The 17,835-nt window shown below is 59.6% G+C and carries 12 protein-coding genes; 6 read left to right on the forward strand and 6 right to left on the reverse strand.

All coding sequences use genetic code 11. The features are described from left to right. Positions 1 to 189 precede the first annotated feature (189 nt). The 3 genes from H1B37_RS11900 to H1B37_RS11910 are packed head-to-tail and all read right to left on the reverse strand — an operon-like array spanning position 190 to position 3,721. Positions 190 to 1,011, reverse strand: coding sequence for a diheme cytochrome c precursor (locus tag H1B37_RS11900; RefSeq protein ID WP_182866876.1), 822 nt, complete (start codon positions 1,009 to 1,011; stop codon positions 190 to 192). Beyond that, entirely contained in the window at positions 1,008 to 3,425 is a 2,418-nt protein-coding gene (locus tag H1B37_RS11905) for a molybdopterin-dependent oxidoreductase (RefSeq protein ID WP_182866877.1), read from the reverse strand. The genes H1B37_RS11900 and H1B37_RS11905 overlap by 4 nt, the downstream gene beginning before the upstream one ends. Before the next feature lie 23 nt (positions 3,426 to 3,448). Next, positions 3,449 to 3,721: a chaperone NapD gene (locus H1B37_RS11910; RefSeq protein WP_220498165.1), complete on the reverse strand. Its 273-nt coding sequence runs from the start codon at positions 3,719 to 3,721 to the stop codon at positions 3,449 to 3,451. Between the two features lie 94 nt (positions 3,722 to 3,815). Between H1B37_RS11910 and H1B37_RS11915 the strand changes: the two genes are divergently transcribed. The 5 genes from H1B37_RS11915 to H1B37_RS11935 all read left to right on the forward strand — a co-directional run bounded on the left by H1B37_RS11915 (position 3,816) and on the right by H1B37_RS11935 (position 9,824). Further along, entirely contained in the window at positions 3,816 to 4,514 is a 699-nt protein-coding gene (locus tag H1B37_RS11915; protein ID WP_182866879.1) for a hypothetical protein, read from the forward strand. Further along, positions 4,498 to 5,478, forward strand: coding sequence for a 4Fe-4S dicluster domain-containing protein (locus H1B37_RS11920; RefSeq protein ID WP_182866880.1), 981 nt, complete (start codon positions 4,498 to 4,500; stop codon positions 5,476 to 5,478). The genes H1B37_RS11915 and H1B37_RS11920 overlap by 17 nt, the downstream gene beginning before the upstream one ends. Positions 5,479 to 5,698: 220 nt before the next feature. After that, a complete protein-coding gene (gene dsrP / locus H1B37_RS11925) occupies positions 5,699 to 6,979 on the forward strand; it encodes a sulfate reduction electron transfer complex DsrMKJOP subunit DsrP (RefSeq protein ID WP_182866881.1) in 1,281 nt (426 codons plus the stop codon). A 240-nt stretch (positions 6,980 to 7,219) separates the two neighbouring features. Beyond that, entirely contained in the window at positions 7,220 to 8,086 is an 867-nt protein-coding gene (locus H1B37_RS11930; protein WP_182866882.1) for an alpha/beta hydrolase, read from the forward strand. Between the two features lie 259 nt (positions 8,087 to 8,345). Then, positions 8,346 to 9,824, forward strand: coding sequence for a sulfatase family protein (locus H1B37_RS11935; RefSeq protein WP_182866883.1), 1,479 nt, complete (start codon positions 8,346 to 8,348; stop codon positions 9,822 to 9,824). 474 nt (positions 9,825 to 10,298) lie between these two features. Here the strand turns inward: H1B37_RS11935 and H1B37_RS11940 are convergent, their stop codons facing one another. The 3 genes from H1B37_RS11940 to H1B37_RS11950 all read right to left on the reverse strand — a co-directional run bounded on the left by H1B37_RS11940 (position 10,299) and on the right by H1B37_RS11950 (position 15,653). After that, positions 10,299 to 11,516 carry a carboxypeptidase regulatory-like domain-containing protein gene (locus H1B37_RS11940; protein ID WP_182866884.1) on the reverse strand — a complete coding sequence of 406 codons (1,218 nt, stop codon included), beginning with the start codon at positions 11,514 to 11,516 and terminating at the stop codon, positions 10,299 to 10,301. A 94-nt stretch (positions 11,517 to 11,610) separates the two neighbouring features. Then, positions 11,611 to 15,273, reverse strand: coding sequence for a M56 family metallopeptidase (locus tag H1B37_RS11945; RefSeq protein ID WP_182866885.1), 3,663 nt, complete (start codon positions 15,271 to 15,273; stop codon positions 11,611 to 11,613). Continuing rightward, positions 15,270 to 15,653: a BlaI/MecI/CopY family transcriptional regulator gene (locus H1B37_RS11950; protein WP_182866886.1), complete on the reverse strand. Its 384-nt coding sequence runs from the start codon at positions 15,651 to 15,653 to the stop codon at positions 15,270 to 15,272. The genes H1B37_RS11945 and H1B37_RS11950 overlap by 4 nt, the downstream gene beginning before the upstream one ends. 587 nt (positions 15,654 to 16,240) lie before the next feature. On the opposite strand from H1B37_RS11950, the gene H1B37_RS11955 reads away from it, so the two are divergent. Beyond that, entirely contained in the window at positions 16,241 to 17,785 is a 1,545-nt protein-coding gene (locus tag H1B37_RS11955; RefSeq protein WP_182866887.1) for an arylsulfatase B, read from the forward strand. Positions 17,786 to 17,835 lie beyond the last annotated feature (50 nt).

Below are 17,835 nucleotides of genomic sequence, written 5' to 3' on the forward strand. Positions count from 1 at the left end.
CAAGTCAGGAATTCACCCTCCCTCTGGGAGGGTCGCGGAGGAGTGAGCGACGACGCGGGGAGGGTTGCCTGTGGCTCGGATGCACTCGCACACCGCCGATCGACCCTCCCCTCGCTGCGCTCGACCCTCCCTTCCAGGGAGGGTGAAGTCCTTCACTTGAAGCGATCGGGTCATCGCCGGTTGCCAAAATCACTTCACCGCCACGTCCAGCGGCGGCAGCATCGGGATTGTTTTAGCCGGGATCGCTTGATCCAGCACGGCCGAGGGTGCGTGGCATTGGGTGCAATTGGTCCGCCATGGGTGTGTCGATTCCATGCCCGCCCAACCGTTGGGCCCGCCATGACAGGCGCTGCAGCTTTCCCGCATCCATTGCGAATGCGGGATCGTCGGCGGAGCGCCCGGGTAGGCGCGCTTGCCGGCTTGGGGCGCGGCTAGGCCGACGAAGCGGTTGTCCACTTCGTGGGGGACGTCTTGAAAGGGCGCCGGCGGTGGCGGCGCGTGGCACTGGGTGCAGTTGGCCAGGTAGTCGTGTGACATCACGCTGGCTTTCATGCCGGCCATTTGAATCCCGCCGCCGTGGCAGGCGTAGCAGGCCGCGTCGGACGTGTTTTCGACCGCGTGGGGAATGATCGGCGGGGCGCCGTTGTAGGCTCGGCGGGAAGATCGGATCCGACTCGATTCGGCCTTGTCCGCTTCCCTCGGTTCGATCTTCGTGAACAAATCGTACTCGGGCGGTTGCGGCAACGCGGCCGGTTTGGATTGGAATGCGGCGGTCGGGCCCATCGCCGTGGCCGGGATCTCGGCATAGTTGACCGCCGCGACGATTTTGCCAGACGTGTCGTGATCGGAAGCTTCGGCGACGGAGGCGATCGCACCTCCGGGGATGCCGTCCGGTTTCGGCACGCCGTCGGAAAGTCCGACCAGGTAACCGATCGCGGAGACGACGATCACCACGAACAAGAAGATCGATGTCAGGCGTCCCCGCCGCGTGGTGGCTGGTTGATCGCTCATGAAGATGCCTCGTTCAGCTTGCGGACGCGGACGGCGCACTTCTTGTAATCGGGCTGTTTGGAAAACGGGTCGTGTTCATCCAAGGTGCAGTTGTTGATCAGCTTGGTCTCGTCAAAGAACGGGACAAACACCGTTCCCCGCGGCGGTCGTCCGCGGCCATCGATCCACACCGGCAACTCCGTCGTGCCGCGTCTTGATTCGATCAGCACCGTTTCGCCTTGGCGAATGTTTTGTGCCAGTGCGTCTTGCAGATTCATTTCGACGTAAGCGGTCGGCATCGCACGGTTGAGCTGTGGCAGACGCCGGGTCATCGTTCCGGTGTGCCAATGTTCCAACACACGTCCGGTGCACAGCCACATCGGATACTCTTCGTCGGGAACCTCCGGCGGGGGTTGGTAGTCGTGGAACCAGATTTGGGCGCGTCCGTCGCCGGAGGTGGAATGATAGAAGTCGAACTCCTTGCCTTCGGCGACAAAGGGATCGTCAAAGCCGGCGAAACGGAATTTGGTTTCACGCCACGATCCGTCGTCTTGTTGGACGACCGGCCAACGCAAGCCGCGCGCTTTGACGTACTCGTCGTAGGGCGCCAGGTTCTTGTGTTTCATCGTCGTGAACTGACGATATTCTTCGAACAAGTGTTTGTCGACGTTGGTGTCGTAGTAGTGTTCGAATTCCCAAATCGGAATCTCCTGGCCCTGGTCATCCTTGACGGCGAAGATGAATTCGCCGTCTTTGTCCTTCATCCCTTCGTGACCGAGTTCCAGCAGACGATGCGCGATCGCGATCGTCATCCATGTGTCGTCGCGGGCTTCACCGGGCGGGTCGACCATCTTGAACCATTGCTGGGTGCGACGTTCGCTGTTGCCATAGATCCCGTTCTTTTCGACCCACAAGGCGGCGGGCAAAATCAGATCCGCCAGTTGTGTTGTCGCCGTCGGGTAGACCTCCGACACGATCAAGAATTTGTCCTTCAGTTTTTCCTTGTCGTTGAACAGCTTGTTCAGATTGGGCAGCGTTTGGCCCGGATTGGTGACTTGGACAAACAGCGTGTTGATGTCGCCGCCTTCATCGGTCGGCAACGTGAACTGGTCGAACATCTTGACCGTGTGGTAGCCCGGGGTGGCGTTGATGCGGCCTGCGGGTAGATTCCAAAACCCTTCGCACTGGGCGCGGTGGTCCGGTTTGGCAACCAAGCGGCCACCGGGTAACGCGTGCGCCAACGTGCCGACTTCGCGAACCGTTCCGCAGGCCGACGGCTGGCCGGTCAAGCTGGTCGGCGCATCGCCGGGGCGTCCGAAGTGCCCGCTTAGCAAATGGACGCCGTGGACCAGCGAGTTGATTGCCGTTCCCATGGTGTGCTGGTTCATGCCCATGCACCACAAGCTGGTAATCCGCAGGTCGCGCTGGCCGAATAGTTTGCCCAGCATGCGGATCTGATCCGCCGGAACTCCGGATAATTCCTCGACGCGCTCGGGGGTGTAGGCCGCGATCCGCTTGCGAAATTCGTCTTCGCTGATCGCCTGGCCTTGCAACGTCGGCGATTCCGATTCCGGCGATCGAAACGCGCAGTGTTTTTCGACAAAGTCCTTGTCATAGGAATTTGACTCGATCAGCTGATTCATGATCCCAAGGGCGATCGCGACGTCGCCGTGCGGATCCATCTCCAGATAGTCGTTGGCCGCATCGGTGGTTCGGGTCCGCCGGGTAGAAATGTCGATGATGCGGACCTTTTCACCGCGGGAACGGCGATCGGTGACACGCGAGAATAACACCGGATGCATTTCGGCGGGGTTGTTTCCCCAAGTGATCAGAACATCGCACGCGTCCAGGTCGGCGTAACACCCGGCCGGTTCGTCGACGCCGTAGGTGGCCAGAAATCCGGTCACGGCCGACGCCATGCACAACCGAGCGTTGGGGTCGATGTGGTTGTTGGACAAGCCGCCCTTCATTAATTTCTGCGCCGCGTAACCTTCGGGGATCGTCCACTGGCCACTGCCGTAGAAGGCGAATTTTTCCGGGGCGTCCATGATCCGTTTGGCGATGATGTCGATCGCTTCATCCCACTCGATCGGGACCAGTTTTCCGTCCTTGCGAAGCAGCGGTTTGGTCAAGCGATCTTCACCGTACAGGATGCCGCCGACATGGTAGCCTTTGACGCACAGCAACCCTTTGTTGACATCGGCGGCCTTGTCACCGGCAACCGCCACGACGCGGCCCTCGTGCACGCCGACTTGGACGTGACACCCCGTTCCACAAAATCGGCACGGTGCCTTGTTCCAGGTCAGTGCATCGCCATCGGTCGGCGCGTCGGCGGCGCCCAGCACCGGTAACGAAAACGTTGCATCGCCCAGCACCATCGAACCGGCCGCAGCCATCGCGGCGGACTTCAGAAACCCACGTCGCTTGGAATCCATTTGTGTTTCCTTGGAAAAGTAAATCAGTCCGCCGAATCGGTCGTCGAAGAGGAGCAGGTGGAGTCGTCATCGAACGCGACGAATGCAACTTGAATGCTCGCCACCCCCGGCAAGTCCTGTACCCACTGGTAAATCCTTTTGTCCTCGGCTTTGGAGGACGTGTCAACAACGATCGCGCACTTCTGGTGATCCATCACGCCGACTTCGATCGCAGGTTCGCAGCGCAATTGCGAAATCGTCTCGTCGGGATCGCCGGAGGTCGGATCGAAAGTGATCACTAAGCCGCTGATTGGCACTTCGCTTGCTTCTACTTCTGGGATGGTGTTGAATATGCACCGCAGTGTATACATTGTGTCTCGTCAGTTATACCTCATCACCGATAGAAAATGCATGAAGCGGATCGCCAGTCTTGTTTCGGCCGCAGTCGTTGTGACGGCCGCGCTGATGGTGTTGCTGTGCCTGGATGACACAACGCTGCGTGACCATTCGCACACGGGTCGTGACGCTGTGACTCAGTCGGTGGTTTCGGCCAGTTCCGAGTCGAATCCTGACACGCCGAGCGCGCCCGAGCAGGCTTCGAGTGTGCCCTCGCGTCATGCCGTTTTGATTCGTCGCCCGGAAGGACCGCCGTTGATCGAGCTCGCGGCGGCTGATCCGCAAGGCCGATCGGGGAAAGTGGCTTGTTCGACTTGCCACAGTGTTCGCAAGCCGAACTTCCAGACCCGCAGCGCCGCGGCGTTGGACGAGTTTCATCAGGGTTTAACGTTCAATCACGGCACGTTGACCTGTTACGCCTGTCACAACCCCGATCACAGCGATGCGTTACGGTTGGCCGACGGCAGCAAGGTCGAGTACCGCGATGTGATGACGCTGTGCTCACAGTGTCATGCGGCCCAAGCGACGTCGTTTCAGCATGGTGCCCATGGCGGCATGAACGGCTTTTGGGACTTGTCGCGTGGTCCACAACGCAAGAACAACTGTATCGATTGTCACGATCCCCACGAACCGCGTTTTCCCAAAATGGTCGTCGGCTTCAAGCCACGTGACCGCTTTTCGGAGGCTGGAAAAGAGCATGACGACCACGAATGATTCGTCGCCGACCGGTGACGGCAGCCAGGTTGACGGCAGCCAGGGCGATCGCTCACTGCCGGTGCTGCAGCACTCCAGCCGTCGCACCGCGGTCAAAGGGGCGTTTGCAACGTTGGGCGCCGCCGCGTTCGTCGCTGCTGTTTCGCCGCTGCGTCAAGCCGCCAAACAGACGACGGCGGCGGAGTTCATGCAGACGCACTACAAACGGTTGACCGACGAAGACAAACGCCAGGTCATCGAGCGGTTGGAAGCAGAGGTCAAGCAGGAGCACGGGGTGGACGTCGACATCGCGGACGACCGTCCGATCCCGGGGACCAAGTTCGTCTACGCGATCAACTTGAGCGTCTGTAACGGCAACGGAAAGTGCGTCGAGGCGTGTCATAAAGAAAACAACCACGATCGGGCGACCAACCAGTCGTATATCCGTGTGTTGGAGATGCCCAAGGGCACGATGGACATGGAACACGGCAACACGACCTACAGTGGCGTCGTGCCCAAAGACGACAAGTTTTATTTGCCGGTGCAATGCCAACAGTGTGACGAACCGCCCTGCGTTGACGTTTGCCCGGTTAAAGCGACGTGGAAGGAAGAGGATGGGATCGTTGTGGTGGATTACAACTGGTGCATCGGCTGTCGCTATTGCGAAGCGGCCTGCCCCTACCACGCCCGGCGTTTCAATTGGAAACAGGCGGAAGTCCCGGCGGACGAAATCAATCCCGACCAAAGTTATTTGAGCAATCGGCTGCGCCCGGTCGGGGTGGTGGAAAAGTGCACGTACTGTTTGCATCGCACCCGTCGCGGGAAACTGCCGGCCTGTCTAGAAGCCTGTCCCACCGGGGCCCGCGTGTTCGGAAACATTTTGGATCCCGATTCCAACATCCGTTGGATCCTGGAAAACAAACGGGTTTACATCCTGAAAGAAGAACTGGGGACCAAGCCGGCGTTCTTTTACTACTTCGACTGAACACATTTTTTTGGGCCCGTTGGTGTCCAGTTGGGCAGGGCCACTTTGCACGATCGCCGTTCAACCGTAGCTACCTTCGCCAGAAGGTGGATCCCCGGCGTCCACCACGCTCTGGTGAGCGTAGCTACGTCGACGCTGCATTGTACCGCGAGGTGTTCGCCGATCTCCGGCTGACATCGCTCACAACACAATTGCATACGCAAATCAATCAAGGAATCACATGAGCAGTACGACCGCGTTGCCGACGAGCGAGGACCAGCGGAGCGATGATTCCCATCTGCTGAGCTATCCTCGATTTCTGAAGCGGATCTTGTGGCTGGCGACCGAGGGTTCGTTCGGGTTCTATGCTTGGATGACGCTGCTGACCGCGTTGTCCCTGGTCGGACTCAATGCCTGGGCCAATCAAGTGGCCGGCGGCATGATCGGGACCAACATGACCGACCACGTCAGTTGGGGGCTGTACATCGCCAACTTCACATTTTGTGTCGGATTGGCGGCCGGCGGAGTGATGATGGTGATTCCGGCCTATCTGTATGACGACGAAGACATGCACAAGGTCGTGATCGTCGGCGAGACCGTGGCGATCGCCGCGATCGTGATGTGCACGCTCAGCGTGGTCGTCGATCTGGGCCGGCCGGATCGATTCTGGCACCTGATCCCCGGCCTCGGTGAATTCAATTGGCCGGTGTCGATGTTGACTTGGGACGTGATCGTGCTGAACGGCTACCTGCTGATCAACCTGCACGTCGTCGGCTACTTGCTTTACATGCGTTACCTCGGGCGAAAGCCCAATCCGTCGTGGTACATCCCATTTGTGTTCTTGTCGATCTTTTGGGCGATCAGCATTCACACCGTCACCGCGTTCCTGTACTGCGGACTGGGTGGACGGCCGTTTTGGAACACCGCGCTGCTGGCGCCGCGATTCCTGGCGTCGGCATTTGTCAGCGGTCCGGCGTTCATCATTTTGGTGATGCGGGTGATGCGCGTCACCGCCGGCTACACCGCGCCGGTCGGACCGGCCAGGACGCTGATCCAGATCATCCGCGTCGCGATGGTGGTGAACCTGGTGATGCTGGCCAGCGAGATTTTCACGCTCTTTTACACCGGCGGGGCGCACGTGTCGGCCGCCAAGTATCTGTTCTTTGGGGCCCATGGTCACAGCGGTTTGGTGCCCTGGATGTGGTCGTCGATCGTACTGAATCTGCTTGGCACCTTTCTCTTCTTCCTGCCCTCGGCAATGCAGCGCAGCACCGTCCGCATCGTGGCGTGCCTGTGTTGCATCGTCGGGATTTGGATCGAAAAAGGCATGGGGCTGATCATTCCCGGATTCATCCCCTCAACACTTCACGAGATCGTGGAGTATTCGCCCAGCTTGATCGAGTGGAAGGTCACCGTGGGGATTTGGGCCTTCGGGTTGCTCGTGTTGACGGTGTTGATGAAACTGGTCATCAGTGTCTTTGGCGGGCAAGTGTCGCCGAAAGAGCCGACGGCGACGACCTGAAGCAGGTACAATCGGCGGGGTAACGTTGGTGTCCAGTCTTTAGACGCCTCCCCTGGTCGCGTCCAGACGCGAGGGGACCGAGAGATCGGCTAAAGCCTAGCTGGACAGCGCCACGTTGCACAAGAAGCATCGTAAATCGCCGGTTAAACGTAGCTACCTTCGCCAGAAGGTGGGGCACCGGAGTTCTCCACGCTCTGGCGAGCGTAGCTACGTCAAAGTCGCCCTTCCAGCGTTGTTCCCATGCACCGAGTTCCACTTTGCCTGTTGTTGGTCTTTGCGATCGGAAGTTTCACCCATGCCGCCGAGCCGATGATCCAGCGAGACCTTCCGTTCGCCAAGGTCGACGGCACGGAGTTGAAACTGGATTTTTATCCCAGCCGGGCCGACGACGACGCGTGCCCGTTGATCGTGTGGGTCCACGGCGGTGCCTGGCGCGCCGGTGACAAACGCAGCGTGCCGATCCAACGCTTGACCGAACACGGATTCGCGATCGCCAGCCTGGATTACCGGCTCAGCGGGACCGCTCGGTTCCCGGCGCAAACCGAAGACATCAAAGCAGGGATTCGCTTCCTGCGTGCCCATGCCGAGCGTTTCGAAATCGATCCCGATCGGATCGTCATCGCGGGGGCGTCCGCCGGTGGTCACCTCGCCGCACTGGTCGGCGTCAGCAGCGGCGTGCAGGCGTTAGAAAACTTCGCGATGGGAAACGCCGAGGTTTCTTCTCGCGTTGCGGCAATCGTTTCACTCTACGGGGCCAGCAACCTGCAGACGATTCTCAGCCAATCGACGCCACACGGGTTGAGTGTCCGCGAGCCGGCGCTGAAGCTGTTGTTGGGGGATCTGCCGACCACGGTTCCCGATGCCGCACGGCTGGCCAGTCCGGTCCAGCACGTCGATTCGGAGGACCCTCCGCTGTTGTTGATCCATGGGGATCAGGATCCTCAAATGCCGATCAACCAATCGCATGAGTTGGAAGGTGCCTACCGGCGGGCCGGATTGGACGTCACCTTCCACGTCGTCCACGGCGCCGCCCACGGCGGAAAGGCGTTCTACGACGACGAACAACTGAAACGGATCGCCGATTGGATTGATAGCCGGTTGGATTAACGGGATAGATTTTCCCGCTCGCTATCCGCTGGATCGACGAGGGAAATCGACTAAAGGAGCTTCGTTTTCGAACGGGCCGGACAGTCGCCGTCCTCTCCGAGGTCGGCAGGGGGGAAAGCTTCGCTTTGGGGATCGCCGAGTTCGGAGAACACGGCGACTCTCGGAACGCATCGTCAACCCGATAGTGGAGCTGAGATAGACTAGTGGAAGCCTCTCCAACCGGTTTGCCGACCACCTTTTTCCGTCACTGAGACACAACATGCCCCGACGCTTTCTCATTTTGCTGCTGGTCGCCTCCTTCACTTTCGCCTCGATCACCCAGGCACAATCGCCTGCCAAGCCCCCCAACATCCTCTGGATCGTCGGCGAGAACTTTGACTTGGACTTTGGATGTTACGGGGCGAAGAACGTTCACACGCCGAACGTCGACTCTCTGGCTGCCGCGGGGATTCGCTACACCAACGTCTTTTCGACCTCGCCGGTTTGCGCCCCCAGCCGTTCGGCCTTCATGACCGGCATGTACCAGACCACGACCGACACGCATCACATGCGTTCGCACCGCAGTGATGACTACCGGTTGCCCCCGGGTGTGCGTCCGATCACTCAGCGGTTGCACGATGCCGGCTATATCACGGCGAACCTGAAAACCCTCGGGGACCGCGTGATCGGAACGGGCAAGCTGGATTTGAACTTCGTCAACGAAGGCCAGCTTTACACGACCGATGATTGGCAGGCACTCAAGTCCGACCAGCCATTCTTCGCCCAAGTTAATTTGCCCGAAGCAGAGTACGACATCTATGATCGCAAGTCCGCCGAAAAGGATCGCGTGAAGTGGGTCGGCGAAGAATGGCATCCTCAGGTGGCAACCCCGGACAACGTCACACCGCCGCCGTATTACCCCGACCATCCGGTGACCCGTCAGGAATGGGCGCGGTACTTGAATTCCGCTAGCGGGACCGATGTCCGCATCGGCTGGATCTTGGACCGGCTGGAACAAGACGGCTTGGCCGACGACACGATCGTCGTTTTCTTTGCCGACAACGGACGGCTGGAAGCACGCGGCATTCACTGGTGCTGGGATTCGGGGCTGCACGTCCCGATGGTGATCCGTTGGCCCAAGAACCATCCCGCACCCAAGCAAATCCAACCCGGTACGGTCAGTGATGAACTGATCAGTTTGATCGATCTGACGGCCACCACGCTGTGGATGGCAGGCATCGATCCGCCGCTGGGGATGCAGGGGCGACGTTTTCTCGGCGATCAAACCGGGCCATCACGCAAGTACGTGTTCAGCGCCCGCGACCGCATCGATGAAACCGAGATCCGCTTGCGCAGCGTTCGCGACAAACGCTATCACTACATTCGCAACTTCACGCCCGGCGCAGGTTTTCCGACGCTGAATCGGTACAAGGAAAAGTGTTTCCTGGTCAAACCGCTGATGCGGCAATTGCACACCGAAGGAAAGCTGACCGGTGCGGCGGCGGAGTTGATGGAACCGTTTCCGGACGAGTTGCTGTACGACACGCAAGCCGATCCGTACGAGATTGACAACGTGGCGGATTCGGACGATGTAGCCCATCAAGAAGCACTCACGCGAATGCGCGCCGCCCTAGACACCTGGATCGTCGAAACCGGAGACCGCGGCGAAATCCCCGAACCCCGCGACGTCGTCGCCCCGTTCGAAAAAGAAATGCATGATTGGTTCGGAACACCCGATTGGTATTCCAAACAGGAGTAATCGTTGGTGTTTAGGCTTGAGCCTCCTCACTCGGGAGGCTCCACTCAGGTCGCTAGCGTTCCGCCAGCGGATCAAGGATCACTCGGCTTCGTTCGCCAAAGGCGATCAACAACTTAGCCTGGGGTGAGACCGGATGAGCCTCAGCGAATCCGGGCGTAACCCCAGGTCCACGATCGCCCAAAAACGCTCCCCCTTTCGATCGGCCGGCGGCAGAGCCGCCGGCCGATCGAAAGGGGGAGGAGCGGATTTGGCTTTTTTCCCCTGGGGTTGCGGTCACTCCGCTGCGCTCGTTCCCTGACCCCAGGCTAAGTTGTTGATGCCCTTTGGGCAAACGCGACGAAAGCGGCTCCGGATAAGATCTGGACCGGCCGCGACAATCGGTTCTGCGCAGGCCAGGGTTCCGCCTCCTCACTCGCGACGCGGAGTCTTGGAACGAGGTCAGAAACGCCTAAAGGCTGGACACCAGCGCGCTCCCTAATTCGCTGCCGGCCGCAGGATGAACACGACACTCGATTCGCGGCTGGCGTCGACCGAGTAGCTGCGATTGAGGTCCACGTTCAGCTTCGGCTGGGTTTCCAGCACTTCATAACCCTTCACTCGCACGCCGACCGTATACACCTCGGGAGCCGCATCCAGGATCGACACCTTCGAGGTCGTCTTTTGTTCCAGCGGCAACTGCGAACCTCGCCAACCATAGCGTCGGCCGATGTAGACGTAGCTGTCTTTGGGAATCGGTGTCCCGTCACTGCTCGTCACCGTGACCTCCAATCGAATCGGCTGGACGGCCGTGATATCACCTAAATCAGCCTGCTCGCCGTGCCGGGGAGCCTTGATCAAGCTGAGCGGCAGCACTGCCGAGGCGGCTTGGCCGGTGTGGGTGTAGAGGGTGTACTCGAGTTCTGGGGGAAGCTGGTCGAAGCTGAACGTGCCTGTTTCGTCGGTATACACCTCTTGGGGCGTCACGATGCTGCCCATCATGCGATTCTTTTGGACCAGTCCGACTTCGACACCCGCGACCGGTTGGCCGCGGAAGATTAACTTGCCGCGAAGACCCGCGCCCGAGCCGAGCGAGATTTCGAGCTTTTGATCCTCCGATCGAGCCCAACGGGTTTGCGCGGGGGCGTAGGCCGAGGCGTTGATCCGCAAGTCGATCCACTCGATGTGATCCCCCAGCGACATTTCGAAGACGCCGTCTTCATCGGTCAGGGTGAGCGGCGTGACCGATCGATCTGATCCGCCGAAGATGCCGTTGTTGCGAAAGATGGTGTGTGGTCGGACTTGAGCGCCCGCGATCGGGTTTCCGTCGAGGTTGACGACGCGGCCGCGTAGCACTTCGATTTTCTCAGTCCGCCGGATCGGTTCGAGTTCGAATTTAATTTCGGGATTTTGTTGCGGATCAAAGTGCTCGGAGACTTGGCCTTGATAGCCCGCGCCGCCGGCCGCCAGGCTGAACAGCAACTGATCCGACAAGTCGGTGATCGAGAACGCGCCGTTTTCGTCGGTGGTCGTGCGTTTGGTGCAATCGCGGTAACAGGACGGGCAAGTCGTGGCCGGACCGACGCGTGGCTTGGCGGTGCTGACGACGACGATTGCGCCGGCAACGGGCTGGTCGTCCGAATCGACGACACGGCCCGACAATTCCGCCGTGCCGGCGGTCAGCAGCAGCGATAAGAGAAACTTGATCGAAAGCATGGTGGGACCAGGTGAGGGGGGGATTCAATAAGTGGGATAGGCTTCTAGCCTGTCAATTCAGGAGATGACAGGCTAGAAGCCTATCCCACAATTTCTACCGCTTGGGAGTGACCTCGATCGGCACGAGCCTCGGGATCGGGGGCAGGTTGGGCAGGTTTAGCGTGATCTCCAAATCCGTCTCACCGGTGCGGACCGGAACCAAGGTCGAGATCCGGGTTGCCGAGACAGAGCTTTCGCCTTGGGGGCCGCGGACGGACAGTTGGTACTTTCCCTGCGGGACGTTCTTCAAATGAAACCGCCCGTTGGCGTCGGTGGTGGATTGGCTTTCGCGACGGTAATCGACCCAGAAGTTGGGAATCACGTCGCGGTCGCGGCGGATGGAGACCATCGCTTTGGCGACCGGATTGCCATCGGCATCGATCACACGTCCGGCGATTTCTTGCTTTCCGCGGATCAGTTCAAAGTCCTTGACGATCAGCTTTCCGTCCGCGTCGGGTTGCGCGTTGTAACCGATCGTCGGTTGAAACGAGAGGTCTGAAACATTGCTCAGGAAGACGGTAACACGTTTTCCGGCCGGCACAGATGCCCGATACACGCCATCGGAATCCGTCGTGACGAGCTGATGGCCCGATGACTGAAAGGATGTGATCGTCCTGCCCTTGAACGTCCGTTGGACGGGTTTCGTGATGCTGATTTGCACCCGAGCCCCGGCGACCGGTTCTCCGTCGACCAGCACGCGGCCTTGCACGATCGACGAAGAGTCGAGCACCAGATGGATCACACTGTCCTTGGCATCGACCAGCTTGGCGGTCCCGTCGAAGGCGGTGTTATCACCGAGATACTTGACATCGATGAAGGCCTTGGGAGACGTGATCTCGCTGGGAACCAATGTGGCGCGTCCGAGTGAATTGGTGCTTTCGGTCTCAGATCGATCGACGATGCGAGCGGGGCGGTCAAATCCAGCTGCGTTAGTGTCGGGTGACACTTCATCACGCAAAATCACCGACGCACCGACGGCCGGACTGCCGTCGGGCAGCGACACGATGACTTGGTAGGTGGCTAGCTTGGGCACGACGATCGGTTCAAGGGTGCGCGGTAGAAGATCGGTGACCTTGATTTTTCGATGGGGAAGCGATGCGGCTTCCTCCTTCGTCATTCCATAGGCGGATTTAGGGATTGCGTAGCCGGGTTCCCTGCTCGTCAGCACCACGACATGCTCTCCGAGGGGAAGTTTCAGACTGAATGTTCCATCGTCGTTCGAGACGGTTCCATAGGGAGCCGGGCTATCGAGTGAACTTACGACAATGTGTTGTAGCGGAGTTCCTGACCCATCCACTGTTTTGCCGCTGATGGTTGCGGCGCGGGGCAGCACCACGTTGATCGGTTCTTTTCCTGTCAATTGTCCCTTAGAGAGTTCGATCCGTTTCGACAGGAACGGACTTTCATCGGATGTGATCACAGAGAAGTCGATCGTGCGATCGTCATGATCCAGATAACGCTTGATCAAGCGCGTCGAGACGCGAAATCTAAAATCGCCCTTCGAATCGGTTTTGTGGCGACCAACACTGGGCGATGGATAAACGCTGACATCCGCGATCCCCGAACCCTGGTCGTCGATTACGTGGCCGTGGAGCGTGTAACCGGGGTCGGCAACCATCTTCGCCGGGCTGGCAACGATTTCTCCGCTGGGAAGCCAGGGATTGGGACGTTCAAATTCTCCAGTTGCGACGTCATCGCTGGTGCGAACTGCGGCGTATCCGTTCTCCCAGTCGACGTGAGAGGCGTAGATCGAGGCGATCAAACCGGCGGGGATGTTCTGGAATTCAAAGTACCCCGACTTGTTGGTCGTGGTCCTTGGCGTCAATTGGCTCATCGATAGCTCGAAACGCTCTTGAGGGCCCCATAGGTCGGCCGTCGGTGCGAACAACTGTGTCAGGTTGACGATCGCACCGGCAAGCGGTTGGCCATCCGGCGTGACGAAACGGCCGCTGACGGAGTTCGTCGTCGTGAGCTTCAGGGCGAGGGATTCGATCGGCGCGGGGTTCGATTTCTTGATGGTCAGCGGCGACGTTGCAACGCCCACGCCCGGCATCGCGGCGACCAGCGAGCCCACCCACCGGTCCGTTCGATCATTTGCCAACGCAGGAGCCTTGACACGCCTAAATTCAAACTCCCCGTTCGCGTTTGTTTCCGACCGCCCGATCACGTCCGGGACACGAATCAGATTTCGGTCTACTGAAAGCAGGTATTTGTTGATGTCGCTGGACGCACGACGCCCGCTCGATTCCCTCAGAATCACCACCGCTCCTGGTACCGGCTCTCCGCCGGGAGAAATGACTTTACCGGAGACACTCACGATCACCGCGTGGTCTTTCGATTCGGTCATCGTCGGTTTGCACGTCAGCACTCGGGCAATCAAGTCATTGTCGTTTGGCTGGATCGGTTCGTCTGTAGGACCGGCGTCGGCTGCTTCGGTTTGGGCCGCATCAGATGCAGCCGGCTTGGTACGATCGTCCGGAGGCACTTGTGCGGCCGAGCGATCCAGCCGCACCGTCGTCGCGACTGCCGCGACGGCCAGCGTGGCGACCATCAAACGCAGCGACGCGATCCGCCAGCGGGAAAGCCCTGGAACGCCACGGAGAATCAATTTCAAGCGGTCTTCGATCTCGCTATGACGACTCATCGCAATCGCCGACCGATCGGGCAATCGACGTGCCGCATCAGCGCTTCGAAACCGCGTCACAATGTTCAGCAAACTTTCCGCGTAACGCCCCGAATTCAGTTCGCCTCCGCTCGCCGAAGAGGCTGTCAGGACATCGCGATCGGTCGCCCATTCCCGCGATTCGCTCAGTCGCCGATCGACCAACCAGACTGCCGGATGGAACCAGTAGAGCATCAAGTTGATCGAGGCCAAGGTTTGAGCCAGCGCGTCTCGCCGTCGGACATGCATCAACTCGTGCAGCAGCGTCGAGCGGATCTCGTCTTCGCTCCAACCATCGAAGTCGTCTGGAACCAGCACCGTCGGTCGCAGCAATCCGAAAACCAGTGGCATGGAAGTTTGATCGGTCCGCCGAATCGAAGGCGTGCCCGGCAAGTCGAGTGCGCCGGCGATCCGATCGGCAATGCCGCTGGTGCTCGCGCTGACCGATCGGCCTCGCATTGCCGCGATTCGCAGCCGAAACAACCCGGCAAACGTGCGTAGGGCAACCCACGTGAATCCCACGGCGTAAATCCAACCGAGCAGCCACTGAACTTGCGATGGTTGGATGGTGGAAATGAAGCCGGCATCGGCGCCATCGAGACGTTGATTCGTCTGCGGCTCGATCGGCCTCGTCGCGTTGGCCCCCGGAGACAGTGGTGTTGGGACTGAGAGCAACAATTCGTCGGGCCGTGGTTCTGCCGCCGGATCGGTCGGTTCAAGTGTTGCCTGTGGCTCGGCCAAGTCCGCGGAAGCCGCGGTTGCAGGAACGTCGCTGTTTCGAGCCGCGGGAGCCACCTCGAAGCGTTGTGCGATCGTGTCGTTTTGTGGTGTTCCGAAAGGAATCTGCCATCCGCCGACCAAGACGTGCACGGGCAACAGCAGCAGTGTCAGGCCCACCGCCGTCAGCCAGACGCCGTGCGTTCGCCCAGGATCGAATCGTTTGATGTGAGAGGCGATCCACGAGGCGATCGCCGCGACGATCGTGACCTGAACGATCACGACCAACCACAGTGACAGTGGGCTGTCGATCAACCAATCATTCAGTGTCTCGCTCATTGTTTGTCGCCCCGTGTTTGATGTTCTTTTAGCAATTGTCGCAGACGCTTGACTTGATCGTCACTCAATTTCGTCTTCGGATCGGCAAGGTGCGTCGCCAACGCGTCTTCGACCGAGCCGCCGAAGAAGATTTCCAAGACTTTGCGAAACGCCTTGACTGCGGCGTTCTTGCGAGGCACCGCGGGGAAGTACACGAACTGTTTGCCTTCGCGGCGGTGCTTGACGACACCTTTGGATTCCAACGTGCGAAGCTGCGTCCGCACCGTGGCGTTGGCCAGCGGATCGGGCATCGCCGCGACGATCTCGTTGGCGGTCGGTTCGCCGAGCTGGTAGATCACTTCCATAATCTGCCGCTCGCGACGGGAAAGGTCAGAACGCACGTGAGCCTCCGGGGCGAACAGGGCTGCTGAGACAAAGTGTTAGAAAGGTAACAAGTTGATGGCGGTCGGCAAGCTTTTTTTGTTAGTTTTCTAACATTTCGAGGCGGCGCTGGTGTCTAGGCTTTAGCCGATTCCCCGCAGACGCTTGGGACGCGAGATCTATTGCTGACCAATACCCTTGCGAGCAAGGCAATACGATGTTGCCAGACAAAGGTTGGTAGGCTCGTCTCTTTGCAAGACGTGATTGATGATTCTGGCTCCCCTCACCCCCAGCCCCTCTCCCCAAAACAGATCGCGATCAACGTCACTCTTTGATCAGTCTTTTTCGCGCGATCTGATTTAAGGAGAGGGGAGCCATTGGAGAGAGGGAACGCATCGTAAAGAATCAGCAATACATTTCATGTCCCTCGCGTCTGGCGTCAATGCGCGGTGCCTAAAGGCACCCGAAGATGCGCTTAAAGGCCGGAGACCAACGACCACCTGGCCTCCACAACATCCAAGGCGGCGCCTTGAGGCGAGGTGAACGATTACAATGGGCACCATTCCAATCCAACTCCGCTCCCCACACCACTCCCAGCCATCGCCCAATGCATCTCCGCCTTCCTTTCATCCTCGCCGCCCTGGTCATCTTGGCGTGTTTTGCGTCTCCCGCCCCTGCCGGCCAGCCGCCCAACATCGTTTTGATGTTGTCCGACGACATGGGCTGGGCGGATCCGGGGTTTCAGGGTGGCGACGGGGATCTGACGCCGAACCTGGATCGTCTGGCCGGACAAAGTCTTCGTCTGACCCAGTTTTATGCCCACTCGGTCTGTGCCCCGACCCGCTGCGCCTTGATGACCGGTCGTTATGCGTTTCGCAATTGGATGGACTGGCGGTCGGAAGATTTCGGCAAACCGAGTTATTTGAAAAAGCTTGGTTTGGAACTCGCGCACCAACCCGACGGCACGCCGACGCGGATGCTGCACGGGCTTGATACCGGCGAACACACGATCGCCGAAGCTTTGAAGGCGTCGGGCTATTTCACCGCGTTGATCGGCAAATGGCACTTGGGAGAATGGCTGCCTGGACAACTGCCGATGGGCCAGGGCTTTGATCACCAGTACGGTCACTACGGTTGGGGCATCGATTACAACAACTACACCATCCCCCACAATTCGCCGGCGACGTTTGCCGTCTACGACTGGCATCGCAATCAACAACCGCTGGATGAACAAGGTTACTCGACGGACTTGTTCGCCAACGAGGCCGTGCGTTTGATCTCTGAGCGCAGCAAGGACGTTCCGTTCTTCATCTATGTCCCTTTCAACGCGATCCACGGACCGCTGGAAGACATCCCGCGCTACACCGACACGCTGGACAAACGCTCGGCGGCGCTGAAGTGTTTGGATGACGCGGTGGGCCGGATCGTCGGCGCGGTCGACCAGTACGGTTTCTCCGAAAACACGATCGTCGTGTTCGCCAATGACAACGGAGGGCTGACCGAAGAAGTCAATCGTCCGTACCGAGGAACGAAGAACACGACCTTTGAAGGCGGAGTCCGTGTGGCGTGCACGATGCGGTGGCCGGGCAAGATCCCTGCGGGCAAGACCAGCGATGCGATGATGCACGTCGTCGACTTGCTGCCCACCTTTGTCTCGTTGGCCGGCGGCAGCACCGAGCCTTGTCGCCCGCTGGATGGCATGGACATGTCCGGAGTGATTTTGAAGGGCGGACTGAGTCCCCGCGACGAAATCGTTTACGAGGTCGCCGGCAGTGTTCGATTGCCGACGATCCGTTCGGGCGATTACAAGCTGATGGGCGACATGCTGTACGACATTGTCAGTGATCCGTCCGAGTCGACCGATGTCGCGGCGCAGCATCCCGAGGTCGTCGCACGGCTGAAGGCACGTCTGGAGGCTGTCGGAAAGCAACGACCGCCGCTGGAGAAGGTGATCGGGTCGCCGCCGGCGTTGATGGATCCGCCCCAGCCCTGGGTTTACGGGCAAGCGGAAAATCGCGATGCGCCGGAATGGTTGAAAGAACGGGTGGCGAAGGTCCGCAGCAAGCAGCCCCAATCGTGGCCGCCGGGCGAGACCCCATGGCCGCAAGCCCCGACCGGCGCGACGATCCAGTACAAGGGTGATGGGCGGTAGACCCTGGGGACGGGGCCGCGCTGGTGTCTAGCTGGACAGCGCCACTTTGG

This window comes from Stieleria mannarensis, from assembly GCF_014154935.1.
Classification (GTDB): Bacteria; Planctomycetota; Planctomycetia; order Pirellulales; family Pirellulaceae; genus Stieleria; species Stieleria mannarensis.